This window comes from Streptomyces olivochromogenes (assembly GCF_001514115.1).
GTDB lineage: Bacteria > Actinomycetota > Actinomycetes > Streptomycetales > Streptomycetaceae > Streptomyces > Streptomyces olivochromogenes.
Genome location: NZ_KQ948453.1, coordinates 487686 through 500700 on the forward strand (window position 1 = coordinate 487686; position 13015 = coordinate 500700).

Sequence of the window (13015 nt, forward strand, 5' to 3'; positions counted from 1 at the left end):
CGCCTCCCGGCTTCGATGGTGCCGGGAGGCAGGCGAGAGGTGGGGTCAGCCGTTGCGGGGGCCCGGGAACGCCGTGGGCCTGACCTCGTCACGGAGGGTGGGGCTGCCCGCGGTCGGCTGGGTCGGCATGGAGCGGGCGGCGGGGACCGTCGGCACCGTGGGGATGCCCGTGTTGACGGCGACCGTGCGGGTGCCCGAGGTCTCCGTGGAGCGCTCGGCCTCGGCGGCGGCCTGCGCGGCGGCGCGGCGGGCGCCGTAACGGCGGTGCACCGCCTGCTTGGTGACCCCGAGGGCGGAGCCCACCGCGTCCCAGGAGAAGCCCAGGGAGCGGTCGAAGTCCACGGCGGCCGTGACCAGGGTCTCGACGCTGTCCCGCAGCTCCTGGGCGAGGCGGACGGTCGGGGCGGGGGCGCGTCCGTAGACGACGAAGCCCGCGGAGGGGCCGGAGCGGCGCGGGCGGTAGACATTGCCCAGTTGTGCGGTGAGCGTGCGCAGTGCGTCCACCTGCCGGCGGACCCGCTCGATGTCCCGCACCAGCAAGTGCAGGCTGGCCCGAGCCTGGGCGTCGTGGGTTGCGTGGTCGGCCATGAACAAGCCTCTCGAACCGGCGTTGAAAAGGATCGGGCCGCGATCGCGGCCCGATGTGGTCAACTCTCTCTTGACCAACGCGTTTGCGGGTGAGTGGTCACGCTGCGGGGGCGTAAGGGCATATGCACAGGGCGCGTCCGGGGGCGTACGCCCCCGGTGCGCCGTTGTCCCGCCTCGGCCTTCGGTACCTGTTCGTGTGTTCGACGTGCCGACCGTCGAACCCCCGGGACGTTGAGCCGTCGCGCCGCATAGACTGGTGCGCTGCCCCGTAACCCGTCCGGACCGGCGGGTGTGCAGGGCCCTGAAGCGTTCCCGCCCGAGAGGCCAGCCGCCACCCATGAAGCTCGTCTTCGCAGGTACCCCCGAGGTAGCCGTTCCCGCACTGGACGCCTTGATCGCCTCCGGGCGGCACGAGGTGGCCGCCGTGGTCACGCGGCCCGACGCGCCCGCCGGCCGGGGACGGCGGCTTGTCGCGAGTCCGGTCGCCGAGCGGGCGGAGGAGGCCGGCATCGAGGTGCTGAAGCCGGTCAAGCCGCGGGACGAGGACTTCCTGGCCCGGCTGAGGGAGATCGGGCCCGACGCCTGCCCCGTGGTGGCGTACGGGGCGCTGCTGCCCCGGGTCGCCCTCGACGTGCCCGCCCTCGGATGGGTCAATCTGCACTTCTCCCTGCTGCCCGCCTGGCGCGGCGCCGCCCCCGTGCAGCACGCGATCATGGCGGGGGACGAGATCACCGGTGCCTCCACCTTCCTCATCGAGGAGGGGCTCGACTCGGGGCCGGTCTACGGGACCGTCACCGAGGAGATCCGGCGCACCGACACCAGCGGTGACCTGCTCACCCGGCTCGCCTTCGCCGGTGCCGGCCTGCTCGTCGCGACCATGGACGGCATCGAGGACGGCACCGTGAAGGCCGTACCGCAGCCTGCCGACGGCATCACCCTGGCGCCGAAGATCACCGTCGAGAACGCCCACGTCGACTGGTCCGCACCGGCGCTGCGCGTCGACCGGATGGTGCGCGGGTGCACGCCCGCGCCCGGCGCCTGGACCGCCTTCCGCGGCGAGCGGCTCAAGCTCATCCACGCCACGCCCGTGCCCGAACACACCGACCTCGCCCCGGGTGAACTGTCCGTCGGCAAGAACAACGTGTACGTCGGGACCGGCTCGTACGCCGTGGAACTGCTCTGGGTCCAGGCCCAGGGCAAGAAGCCGATGCGCGCGGCCGACTGGGCCCGCGGAGTGCGCATCGCCTCCGGGGAGCGGCTCGGGGCCTGACACGCGGTCGTACGGCGATGGCCCGCACCTCCCCCGTGGGTGCGGGCCATCGGGCTCCCGGCCGGCCGGGAGGGATCAGAAGGCGTGGGCGCGCAGCACCGGCCAGGTCTTCGGGCCGACCTTGCCGTCCACCGTGAGGGTGACCCCGTAGTACTTGTTGGCCAGCCGCTGGAAGTCCGCGGCCGCCGCCTGGGACTTGGTGCCGAAGACCCCGTCGATGGTGCCGGGGCTGAAGCCCGCCAGGTCGAGCAGGCACTGTGCCTCGATGCCCGCGGACGACACCCCGGTGCTCGAAGGCTGCACGGTGGTCCCCGAGTAGTAGCCGGCGTATGCCCAGAAGCCGTCGGTGCTGTAGGTGCAGGTGTACGTCGTCGCCGACGCCCCGGTCGCGGGCAGTACGGCGAGGCCGCTGCCCAGGGCGAGGGCGGCCGTGGCCAGGGCGATGTGCTTGCGCAGGGTCATGCGGGCTCCTTCAGGCCCCGGGCCGGGTCCCCGGCCGGGAACCCCGAACAGCCCACGGGCCGTGTGGCTCCGCTCGATGGGCGGTGCCGCTGTGCCTGACGGTAGGAGCGGTGCCGCGGCCGCCGCGTCCCGCGGCGGGTGGAACTCCCGCCGCACCGAGCGCGGTAGCCGTGAGGTTGTACAACTCCCGTGGTAGCAAGGGAAGTTGACGCACCGTCCGGGATCCGGGGCTAGGCTGCGGCGATGCGCCTGAGGACGCCCCGGCCGTTCGTCGTCGACACACTGATCGCGCTCGCCATGACCGGGGTGGCCGTGCTGCTGGCGCATGTGTCGAGGGCGGCGCAGGGCTGGCCCGAACCCGACGCGCGCGCCCACGTCCTGATCGCCCTCGCGCAGCTGCCGGTCGCCCTGCGCGGCAGGTGGCCGCTCGCCGTCTTCGCCGCCGTACAGGCCGCCTCGGTCGCCTATGTCACCTTCGGCTACTGGCCCGTGGCGTGCTTCTTCGGCCCCATGCTCGCCCTGTACACGGTCGCGGCGCACCGTCCGCCCCGGATCGTCGTCGCCTGCGCGGCCTGCGCGGTCGCCGTCTGGGGCTACGGTGGACTGGTCGGCCACAGCCCGTCGATGGCGGTCGTCCTGGGGCAGGCGCTGCTGTACTGCTCGGTGCTGGTCCGGTTCGGCACCCTGACGCGGCACTCCGCCGAACTCACCCGCAGACTGCGTGAGGAGCAGACCGAGCGGGCCCGGCGTGCGGTCGCCGAGGAGCGTGGGCGGATCGCGCGGGAACTGCACGACGTGGTCGCCCACCACATGTCGGTGATCTCCGTGCAGGCGGGCCTGGCCCGGTTCGTCTTCGACTCCGATCCGGCCAAGGCCCGTGGCGCCCTGGGCACCATCGCGGACAGCAGCGGCGAGGCGCTGGAGGAGCTCAGACGCATGCTCCAGTTGCTCCGCGAGGAAGACCCGCGGGCACCCGACGGGGCCCCGATGCCCACCCTGGCCCGGCTGGCGGAGCTGGTCGACCGGGTCAGGGCCGGCGGTGTCCCGGTCGAACTGGCCGTCGAGGGCACACCGCGCCCGCTCGCGCCGGGCGTCGAGCTGTGCGCCTACCGCGTCGTCCAGGAGGCCCTCACCAACGTCCTCAAGCACGCCGGACGGGCACACGCGCGCGTGGCACTCGGTTACGGGCAGCACGAGTTGACGGTCTCCGTCACGGACGACGGAGAGGGGGTGATTCCGGACACGGTCCCGACGGGCGCCGGGCACGGCTTGATCGGCATGCGCGAGCGGGCCAAGCTCTACGGAGGGACACTCAGTCTCGGCCCGCGCGCCGGGGGAGGCTTCGCGGTCGAGCTGGCCCTGCCGACCTCGGCATCGGCCACCTGGCGGGGGGACGACCGTACGAGATGACCAGAGTGCTCGTCGTCGACGACCAGTTCCTCATCCGCGCCGGGCTCGTGGGCCTGCTGGACGCCGCGCCCGGGTTCGAGGTCGTGGGGGAGGCGGCGGACGGCGCGGAGGCCGTGCGGCTGGCCGCCAGGACTCGCCCCGACGTGATCCTCATGGACATCCGCATGCCCGGTGTGAACGGCATCGAGGCCACCGAGCGCATCCTCGCCGAGGCCCCCGACCGGGCCCCGCGCATCCTGATCCTGACCACCTTCGACCTCGACGAGTACGTGTACGGAGCCCTGCGGGCCGGCGCCTGCGGGTTCCTGCTGAAGGACTCCGGGCCCGAGCGGCTGCTCGCCGCGGTGGCCGCGGTCGACGGCGGCGACGCCCTCTTCGCGCCCAGCATCACCCGCCGCCTGATCGAGGCGTTCGCCCGGCAGCACGGGCCCGCGCGGGAGGACGCGCCACCCGACCTGGGCGTGCTGACCTCGCGCGAGGTCGAGGTGCTGAAACTGACCGCCCGGGGCCTGTCCAACCTGGAGATCGCCCACCGCCTCGGCATCAGCGAGGCCACCGTCAAGACCCACCTCAACCGCACCATGACCAAGCTCGGTCTGGACAGCCGGGCCCAGGCGGTCGTCGTCGCGTACGAGACGGGACTGGTGATCCCGGGCGGCTGAGCGGTGGTCGGCCGGCCGACCGGGTCCCCTGGGCCGTCCGGCCGGCGACGTCCGTCCGGAAGTAGGCTGGAGGGGTCGAACCATCCAGGATCCGGAGCACCTTTTTCGTGACTGAGCAGTCCCGCGGGCCGCGCAAGCCCGGCAAGCCCTACCGCCGCCCCCAGAAGGACCCGGTCCGCATGCTCGCCTTCGAGGCGCTGCGGGCCGTGGACGAGCGCGACGCGTACGCGAACCTCGTGCTGCCGCCGCTGCTGCGCAAGGCGCGCGAGAAGGAGGGACCGGAAAAGTTCGACGGGCGGGACGCGGCGCTGGCCACCGAGCTGGTGTACGGGACGCTGCGCCGGCAGGGGACGTACGACGCCGTCATCGCGGCCTGTGTGGACCGGCCGCTGCGAGAAGTCGATCCGCCCGTGCTCGATGTGCTCAGCCTCGGCGTGCACCAGCTGCTCGGGACGCGCATCCCGACGCACGCCGCCGTGTCCGCCTCCGTCGAACTCGCCCGCGTCGTACTCGGCGACGGGCGCGCCAAGTTCGTCAACGCCGTGCTGCGCAAGGTCGCCCGGCAGGATCTCGACGCCTGGCTGGAGCAGGTCGCGCCGCCCTACGACGAGGACCCCGAGGACCACCTCGCCGTCGTGCACTCGCACCCGCGCTGGGTCGTCTCGGCGCTGTGGGACGCGCTGGGCGGCGGCCGTGCCGGGATCGAGGACCTGCTGGAGGCCGACAACGAGCGGCCCGAGGTGACGCTCGTGGCGCGGCCCGGGCGTTCCACCGCCGACGAACTCCTCGGCGTCCTCGGCGAGGAGTCCGCGCTGCCGGGACGCTGGTCGCCGTACGCGGTGCGGCTCAGCGAGGGCGGCGAGCCGGGTGCCATCGACGCGGTACGGGAGGGGCGCGCGGGCGTCCAGGACGAGGGCAGCCAGCTGGTGGCGCTCGCTCTCGCGAACGCGCCGCTCGACGGCCCCGACAAGGCGTGGCTCGACGGCTGCGCGGGCCCCGGCGGCAAGGCCGCCATGCTCGCCGGACTGGCCGCCGAGCGCGGCGCCGCGCTGCTCGCCTCGGAGAAGCAGCCGCACAGGGCGGGCCTGGTGGCGAAGGCGCTCGCGGGCAATCCCGGCCCCTACCAGGTCATCGCCGCCGACGGCACCCGTCCGCCGTGGCTGCCCGGCACCTTCGACCGGGTGCTCATGGACGTGCCCTGCACGGGTCTTGGCGCCCTGCGCCGCCGTCCCGAGGCCCGCTGGCGGCGCCGTCCCGAGGACCTGGACGGCTTCGCGCCCCTCCAGCGCGGGCTGTTGCGCACGGCGCTGGACTCCGTACGGGTCGGCGGCGTCGTCGGATACGCGACCTGCTCGCCGCACCTCGCCGAGACCCGTGCGGTCGTGGACGACGTCCTCAAGCACTACGACACGGGCTCCGCCGAACTTCTCGACGCCCGCCCGCTCCTGCCCGGCGTCCCGGCGCTGGGCGACGGCCCCGACGTACAGCTGTGGCCGCATCTGCACGGTACGGACGCCATGTATCTGGCGCTGATCCGCCGGACGGCGTGACCTTTCCCAGCGCCGAGAACAGCCCGAAGGCGTATTCTTTCTCGTATTCGGAGAAAAGGCCGGAGCGGAGTAGGACGAGGCGTGGTAACCCCCGTCCGAGCGCAATACGAGAGCCATCGCCGAATCCTCCGGGTTCACCATTCTCGTAGTTGAGGGCGTGAATGATGGCAGCGCGTGTGGATCCCGATCGTTCCGAGTGGGACGTCATCGTCCTGGGCGGCGCCGCGGCCGGGGAGAACGCGGCTCAGTACGCCACGCAGTTCTCCGGTCTGGACGCGGTGCTGGTCGAGGCGGAGTTGCTGGGCGGCGAGTGCTCGTACTGGGCCTGCATGCCCAGCAAGGCCCTGTTGCGCCCGGCCGAGGTGCTGGACGGCGGACGGCATGTGCCGGGCGTGTCCTCGCTGTTGACCGGGCGCGAACTGGACGTGCGGGCGGTACTGGCCCGCCGGGACACCGTCGTGAACGGCCTCGACGACTCCTCGCAGATCGGCTGGGCGCTCGGCGTCGGCATCGATGTCGTGCGCGGGTACGGGCGGCTCGCCGGGGAGCGCGCGGTGGCGGTTCGGACGGCGGCCGGCGGCACCCGTGTGCTGACCGCACGGCACGCGGTGGTGATCGACACGGGCTCCTGCACCACCGTGCCGACGATCCCCGGCATGAGCGAGGCACGCCCCTGGACATCCCGCGACGTCACCAATCTGCACGAGGTGCCACGCCGGGTCGTGGTGCTGGGCGGTGGGGTCGTCGCGTGCGAGGCGGCGACCTGGCTGAAGCCGCTGGGCGTCGAGGAGTTGAGCATCGTGTACCGGCGCGCCGGCCTGCTGGCCCGGGCGGAGCCCTTCGCCGGGCGCATGGTGGCCGACCGGTTGACGGCCGCGGGGGTGCGGCTGCTTCCCGGCAGGTCGGTCACCGAGGTGCGGCGCGACGATCCCCGCGACACGGGAGTCGGGCTGCCGCACGGCGGCGAGGTCACCGTCCGGCTGGACGACGGGAGCACGCTCGTCGCCGACGAACTGGTGCTCGCCACCGGCCGTACGCCGAACACCCAGGACATCGGCCTGTCGTCGGTGGGATGCCCCGACGGCGGCTTTCTGGAGGTCGACGACGAGCAGGCCGTACGGGCGGTGGACGGGCACTGGCTGTACGCGGTCGGTGATGTCTGCGGACGCGCGCTGCTGACCCACATGGGCAAGTACCAGGCGCGGATCGCCGGTGAGGTGATCGCCGCCCGTGCCACGGAAGGGCGGCCGGACGGAGCGGGGAGCGGCGTGCCCGGCTCCGCCGACGGACACCGGGGCAACCCGCAGGTGACCTTCACCGACCCGGAGGTGGGATCGGCCGGCATGACCGAGCGGGAGGCGCGCGCGGCGGGACTCGACGTGGCGACGGTCGAGTACGACATGGCCGCGCTGGCCGGCACGTATGTGCAGCGCGAGGATTACCTCGGGCGCGCCAAACTGGTCTTCGACCGCGGTACCGACACGGTGGTGGGCGCGACGTTCGTCGGCTCGGGCGTCGCGGAACTCGTCCACTCCGCCACGACGGCCATCGTCGCGCGAGTGCCGCTTCCCGTGCTGTGGCATGTCGTGCCCAGCTACCCCACCGCGAGCGAGGTGTGGCTCCGCCTGCTGGAGGCGTATCGCGCGGAAAAGCGGCGTGTCGGGTAGCGTGAAATTCCCGTCATGCATTTCAGCCGATCAGGGATCCCGCACGTAACTCGATCGAAAGAAATATGCCATGCCTTTCATTTCCACGAAGGATGACACGGAAATCTATTACAAGGACTGGGGTACGGGGCAGCCGGTCGTGTTCAGCCACGGCTGGCCGCTGAATGCCGACGCCTGGGACCCCCAGGTCCGCATGATGGCCGAAAACGGCTTCCGTGCGATCGCGCACGACCGCCGAGGCCACGGACGCTCGGGCCAGCCGTGGGACGGGAACGACCTGGACACGTACGCGGACGATCTGGCGCAGTTGATCGAGGACCTCGATCTGCGCGACGTGATCCTGGTCGGCCACTCCACCGGTGGCGGCGAGGTGACGCGCTACATCGGCCGCCACGGCACCGGACGGGTCGCCAAGGCCGTCCTCCTCGGCGCGATCCCGCCGCTGATGCTCAAGACGGAAGCGAACCCCGAGGGGCTGCCGTTGGAGGTCTTCGACGAGATCCGCAAGGGCGTCGCGACCGACCGCTCGCAGTTCTACAAGGACCTCAGCGCGCCCTTCTACGGTGCCAACCGGCCCGGTTCGCAGGTGTCCCAGGGCACGCGGGACGCGTTTTGGCTGTGGTCCCTGCAGGTGGGGATCAAGGGCTCGTACGACTGCGTCAAGGCGTTCTCCGAGACCGACCTCACCGAGGACCTGAAGCGGTTCGACGTCCCCACCCTGATCGCGCACGGCGACGACGACCAGATCGTGCCCATCGTCGCGGCCGCGGAGAAGTCCTCGAAAATCGTCAAGGACGCCACGCTGAAGGTGTACCCGGGTGCCCCGCACGGCCTGTCGATGGTCGCCCCGTTCAAGGACGTCTTCGACGCCGACCTGCTGGCCTTCGCCCGCAGCTGACGAACCCGGCGGCACCCCGACCGTGCGGGGCGCGACACCCGCGCAACGGTCCCGGTGCCGCCCCGGTGGGGCTCGGGCACGGCGCATGTATGGCGCATGTATGGCGCAGGCAGGACGCCGGTATGTCTCAGGTACGGTCCAGGAGCCGGACCGAGGAGAGCAACCGGCCCGGGGCATGGCAGGCTTGGGGCATGGCCGTGCAGATCAACCCCAGCATTCTGTCCGCGGACTTCGCCCGTCTTGCCGAGGAGGCACAGGCGGTGGAGGGCGCGGACTGGCTCCATGTCGACGTCATGGACAACCATTTCGTCCCGAACCTCACGCTCGGTGTGCCGGTTGTAGAGTCCCTGGCCCGTGCGACGGACACGCCGCTGGACTGTCACCTGATGATCGCGGACCCCGATCGGTGGGCACCCCAGTACGTGGAAGCGGGTGCCGGTTCCGTCACCTTCCACGTCGAGGCGGCCGCCGCGCCGGTGCGGCTCGCCCGCGAGATCCGGGCCAAGGGTGCCCGCGCCTCCATGGCGCTCAAGCCCGCGACCCCCATCGAGCCGTACGAGGACCTGCTTCCCGAGCTCGACATGCTGCTGATCATGACGGTCGAGCCCGGTTTCGGCGGCCAGGCGTTCCTGGACATCATGCTGCCGAAGATCCGCCGCACCCGTGAGTTGATCAGCAAGCACGGCCTCGAGCTCTGGCTCCAGGTCGACGGCGGTGTGTCGGCGTCCACCATCGAGCGGTGCGCGGAGGCGGGTGCGGACGTCTTCGTCGCCGGTTCGGCCGTGTACGGGGCCGCGGATCCGGCCCAGGCGGTACGTGCATTGCGCACCCAGGCTCAGGGCGCGACGGCCCATGCGGCGTGGGCGTGCGACCACTGACCAAAGGGAACGTGAACGCCGCCCATCAGGGCTGATCAAGTACGCCGGATCTGCAAGGATGAACGGCGAATCCAGAGTGTGAACAGCAGTGAGGAGATCGCCGTGTCGGGTATGTCGGCGGGCCGGTCAGCCATGCGGATGGGACCCGCTGAGCTGGTCCAGGCGGCGGCCATGGCCCGCCGCTTCTACCTCGAGGGCAAATCCAAGATCCAGATCGCCGAGGAGTTCGGCGTCAGCCGCTTCAAGGTGGCCCGGGTCCTGGAGACCGCCCTCGAACGGGATCTCGTGCGGATCGAGATCCGGGTGCCCGCCGAGCTGGACGCGGAGCGCTCCGACGCGCTGCGCGCCCGCTACGGCCTGCGGCACGCCGTCGTGGTCGAGTCCCCGGCGGATGCCGAGGAGTCGCCCGACCCCGAGAACCTCGGTGAAGTCGCCGCCGACCTGCTCGGTGAGCTGGTCAACGAGGGAGATGTGCTGGGCCTGGCCTGGGGCCGCTCCACCATCCACATGGCGGCGGCGCTCGACCGGCTCCCGCCGTGCACGGTGGTGCAGCTGACGGGCGTGTACGACGCCGGGACCGCGGAGCGCGGGTCGGTGGAGGCGGTACGCCGCGCCGCGCAGGTGTCGGGCGGCGACGCCCACCCCATCTACGCGCCGATGCTGCTGCCCGACGCGGCCACCGCGGCCGCGCTGCGCAGCCAGACCGGGATCGCCCGTGCCTTCGAGTACTTCGACAAGGTCACGGTCGCCTGTGTGTCGATCGGCTCCTGGGAGCCCGGCATCTCGACGGTGCACGACATGCTCACCGAGGAGGAGCGCGCCCACTACGCCACCCTCGGTGTCGCCGCCGAGATGTCCGCGCACCTCTTCGACACCGAGGGCCGGCGGGTCGGCCGTGACCTGGGCGAGCGGTGCATCACCGTCGAGGCCGACCGGCTGCGGCGTATCCCCGAGGTCGTGGCGATCGCGGGCGGACAGCGCAAGGCCGCCGCCATCGACGCGGTGCTGCGGTCCGGGCTCGTCACCAGCCTGGTGACGGACACGTCCGCCGCGGACTACCTGATGACAGCGGGCGCGACTCCCCGACCCGCCCTGAACCGGGCGGACCCGGACGGTCCGTGACCCGTCGGGAGGCCCTTCGGGGTATCGGCGCGCCGCGCGGCGGGGGCGTGGCAGCATCGGCGGCATGGTGGTGGTGCGGTGGGTGCCCCGGGCGCTCGTGGGGCTGTTTCTGTGCTTCGGCGTGCTCCTGACGGGCTGCTCATCGACGGAGTCGGCCGGTGCGGGTGCGGGTGCGGTGACGGGAGCCCCGTCGGCGGCCCGTTCGGCGGTTCCATCCTGGGCCCACGGGATGGGGACGGTCGACGCGACCCGGCTGCCCGCCGAGGCCCGCACGACGCTGGCCCTCATCGACAAGGGCGGCCCCTTCCCGTACGCCAGGGACGGCATCGTCTTCGGGAACTTCGAGGGCATGCTGCCCAGGCACCAGCGCGGCTATTACCACGAGTACACGGTCAAAACGCCCGGCGCACACGATCGGGGAGCCCGTCGCATTGTCACCGGGCAGGGCGGTGAGATCTACTACACCGGTGATCACTACAAGTCGTTCAGGGCGGTGCTGAGATGACGGACGGCCCGTTGGCGGAGGTGTTCCGCGCGGCGCGCGCGGTCGGATGGCAGGTCAGCGTCCTCGACCTCACCGGCGTCTCGGACAAGGCGGCCTTCATGGAACGCTGTGTCCGCGCCCTCGACCTGCCCGAGTGGTTCGGCCGGAACTGGGACGCCCTCGCGGACTGCCTGGGCGACCCCGACTGGGGGCCCGCCAGCCCGGGCCGCGTCATCCTGGTGAGCGGCTGGCGGCACTACGCCAAGGTCCGCCCCGACGAGTGGGAGATCGCCCAGGAGGTGCTGGAATCGGCCACCGGGCACTACCAGGAGCACGACGCCGCGCTGTCGGTCGTCCTCTCCCTTGGAGGATCCGACCAACTGCCCCCTGACCAGCCTGGATGATCTGTCCGGGCATCACATACAGGTCGCCATGGGACAATGAAGTACGTGCTCTTCCCCCTGGCTGACCTGTCCGGGGGCCACCTCTGATCGACTGGGATGTGCAGCACGTGCGTTTCCTCAACGACATCCAGCCTCCGTACGACCTGACGTACGACGACGTCTTCATGGTGCCCAGCCGCTCCGCGGTCGGCTCCCGGCAGGGCGTGGACCTCAGTGCCCCGGACGGCTCGGGCACCACGATCCCCCTGGTCGTCGCCAACATGACCGCGATCGCGGGCCGCCGGATGGCCGAGACCGTCGCCCGCCGGGGTGGTCTCGTGGTCATCCCGCAGGACATTCCGATCGAGGTCGTCACCGAGGTCGTCTCCTGGGTCAAGGGACGCCACCTGGTGCTCGACACCCCCATCGTCCTGGCCCCCCACCAGACCGTCGCCGACGCGCTGGCGCTGCTGCCCAAGCGCGCCCACAACGCGGGCGTCGTCGTCGACGAGGACGGCCGCCCGATCGGCGTGGTCACCGACGCCGACCTCACCGGCGTGGACCGGTTCACGCAGCTGGCCGAGGTCATGTCCCGGGACCTGCTGCTCCTCGACGCCGACATCGAGCCGCGCGAGGCGTTCAACAAGCTGGACGGCGCCAACCGCCGCTACGCCCCGGCCGTGGACGCCGAGGGCAGGCTCGCCGGCATCCTCACCCGCAGGGGCGCCCTGCGCGCCACGCTCTACACCCCGGCCACCGACGCCGACGGCAAGCTGCGCATCGCGGCCGCCGTGGGCATCAACGGCGATGTCGCGGGCAAGGCCAAGCAGCTCCTCGACGCGGGCGTCGACACGCTCGTCATCGACACCGCGCACGGCCACCAGGAGTCGATGATCAGCGCGATCAGGACCGTGCGCGCGCTCGACCCGCAGGTCCCGATCGTCGCGGGCAACATCGTCGCCGCCGAGGGCGTCAAGGACCTCATCGACGCGGGCGCGGACATCATCAAGGTCGGCGTCGGCCCCGGCGCCATGTGCACCACCCGCATGATGACCGGCGTCGGCCGGCCGCAGTTCTCGGCCGTCCTGGAGTGCGCCGCCGAGGCGAAGAAGTACGGCAAGCACGTGTGGGCCGACGGCGGTGTCCGGCACCCGCGCGACGTGGCCATGGCGCTGGCCGCGGGCGCGTCCAACGTCATGGTCGGTTCCTGGTTCGCGGGGACGTACGAGTCCCCGGGCGACCTCCAGCAGGACGCCGACGGGCGCCTGTACAAGGAGTCGTTCGGCATGGCGTCCGCGCGCGCGGTCCGCAACCGTACGAGCGAGGAGTCGGCGTACGACCGCGCCCGCAAGGCCCTCTTCGAGGAGGGCATCTCCACCTCGCGGATGTTCCTCGACCCGGGCCGCCCGGGCGTCGAGGACCTGATCGACTCGATCATCGCGGGCGTCCGCTCCTCCTGCACCTATGCGGGCGCCAACTCCCTGGAGGAGTTCGCCGAGAACGCGATCGTCGGCATCCAGAGCGCGGCCGGCTACGCGGAGGGCAAGCCCCTGCACGCCAGCTGGAGCTGACCCGTTCCACCGTCGTACGGCCCCCGTGGTGCGCCCACGGGGGCCGTCGGCGTACCTGCCGCGGATCGCC

At 72.0% G+C, this 13015-nt stretch carries 13 protein-coding genes; 11 read left to right on the top strand and 2 right to left on the bottom strand.

The window, feature by feature from the left end; all coding sequences use genetic code 11:
• Positions 1-45 precede the first annotated feature (45 nt).
• Entirely contained in the window at positions 46-588 is a 543-nt protein-coding gene (locus AQJ27_RS11890; protein ID WP_067366048.1) for a hypothetical protein, read from the bottom strand.
• A 337-nt stretch (positions 589-925) separates the two neighbouring features.
• On the opposite strand from AQJ27_RS11890, the gene fmt reads away from it, so the two are divergent.
• Positions 926-1858: a methionyl-tRNA formyltransferase gene (fmt, locus tag AQJ27_RS11895; RefSeq protein WP_067366052.1), complete on the top strand. Its 933-nt coding sequence runs from the start codon at positions 926-928 to the stop codon at positions 1856-1858.
• 75 nt (positions 1859-1933) lie between these two features.
• Here fmt and AQJ27_RS11900 read toward each other — a convergent pair whose 3' ends face one another.
• Positions 1934-2320 (bottom strand): peptidoglycan-binding domain-containing protein, encoded by a 387-nt coding sequence (locus AQJ27_RS11900; RefSeq protein WP_067366055.1) that lies wholly within the window; start codon positions 2318-2320, stop codon positions 1934-1936.
• Positions 2321-2563: 243 nt separating this feature from the next.
• Here AQJ27_RS11900 and AQJ27_RS11905 point away from each other — a divergent pair, with 243 nt between their 5' ends.
• The 10 genes from AQJ27_RS11905 (at position 2564) to AQJ27_RS11950 (ending at position 12945) form a co-directional block, all read left to right on the top strand.
• Positions 2564-3730: a sensor histidine kinase gene (locus tag AQJ27_RS11905; RefSeq protein WP_067366058.1), complete on the top strand. Its 1167-nt coding sequence runs from the start codon at positions 2564-2566 to the stop codon at positions 3728-3730.
• Positions 3727-4392, top strand: a complete 666-nt coding sequence (locus AQJ27_RS11910) for a response regulator (protein ID WP_067366061.1) — start codon at positions 3727-3729, stop codon at positions 4390-4392. Before AQJ27_RS11905 ends, AQJ27_RS11910 begins: the two co-directional genes overlap by 4 nt.
• A 107-nt stretch (positions 4393-4499) precedes the next feature.
• Complete coding sequence (locus AQJ27_RS11915) at positions 4500-5942, top strand: RsmB/NOP family class I SAM-dependent RNA methyltransferase (RefSeq protein ID WP_067366065.1); 1443 nt, start codon at positions 4500-4502, stop codon at positions 5940-5942.
• A 161-nt stretch (positions 5943-6103) separates the two neighbouring features.
• Positions 6104-7609, top strand: a complete 1506-nt coding sequence (locus AQJ27_RS11920) for a dihydrolipoyl dehydrogenase family protein (protein WP_425275202.1) — start codon at positions 6104-6106, stop codon at positions 7607-7609.
• Positions 7610-7679: 70 nt separating this feature from the next.
• Positions 7680-8507, top strand: a complete 828-nt coding sequence (locus AQJ27_RS11925) for an alpha/beta fold hydrolase (RefSeq protein ID WP_067366069.1) — start codon at positions 7680-7682, stop codon at positions 8505-8507.
• A 191-nt stretch (positions 8508-8698) separates the two neighbouring features.
• Positions 8699-9385: a ribulose-phosphate 3-epimerase gene (rpe, locus tag AQJ27_RS11930; RefSeq protein WP_067366072.1), complete on the top strand. Its 687-nt coding sequence runs from the start codon at positions 8699-8701 to the stop codon at positions 9383-9385.
• A 78-nt stretch (positions 9386-9463) separates the two neighbouring features.
• Positions 9464-10507 (top strand): sugar-binding transcriptional regulator, encoded by a 1044-nt coding sequence (locus AQJ27_RS11935; protein ID WP_067366076.1) that lies wholly within the window; start codon positions 9464-9466, stop codon positions 10505-10507.
• A gap of 67 nt (positions 10508-10574) precedes the next feature.
• Positions 10575-11012, top strand: coding sequence for a guanyl-specific ribonuclease (locus tag AQJ27_RS11940; RefSeq protein ID WP_067366457.1), 438 nt, complete (start codon positions 10575-10577; stop codon positions 11010-11012).
• On the top strand, positions 11009-11395 hold the full coding sequence (locus tag AQJ27_RS11945) for a barstar family protein (protein ID WP_067366080.1): 387 nt from the start codon (positions 11009-11011) through the stop codon (positions 11393-11395). Before AQJ27_RS11940 ends, AQJ27_RS11945 begins: the two co-directional genes overlap by 4 nt.
• Before the next feature lie 107 nt (positions 11396-11502).
• The gene (locus tag AQJ27_RS11950) at positions 11503-12945 is read left to right on the top strand and encodes a GuaB1 family IMP dehydrogenase-related protein (RefSeq protein ID WP_067366460.1); all 1443 of its coding nucleotides are present in this window, start codon (positions 11503-11505) and stop codon (positions 12943-12945) included.
• Positions 12946-13015: the final 70 nt, after the last annotated feature.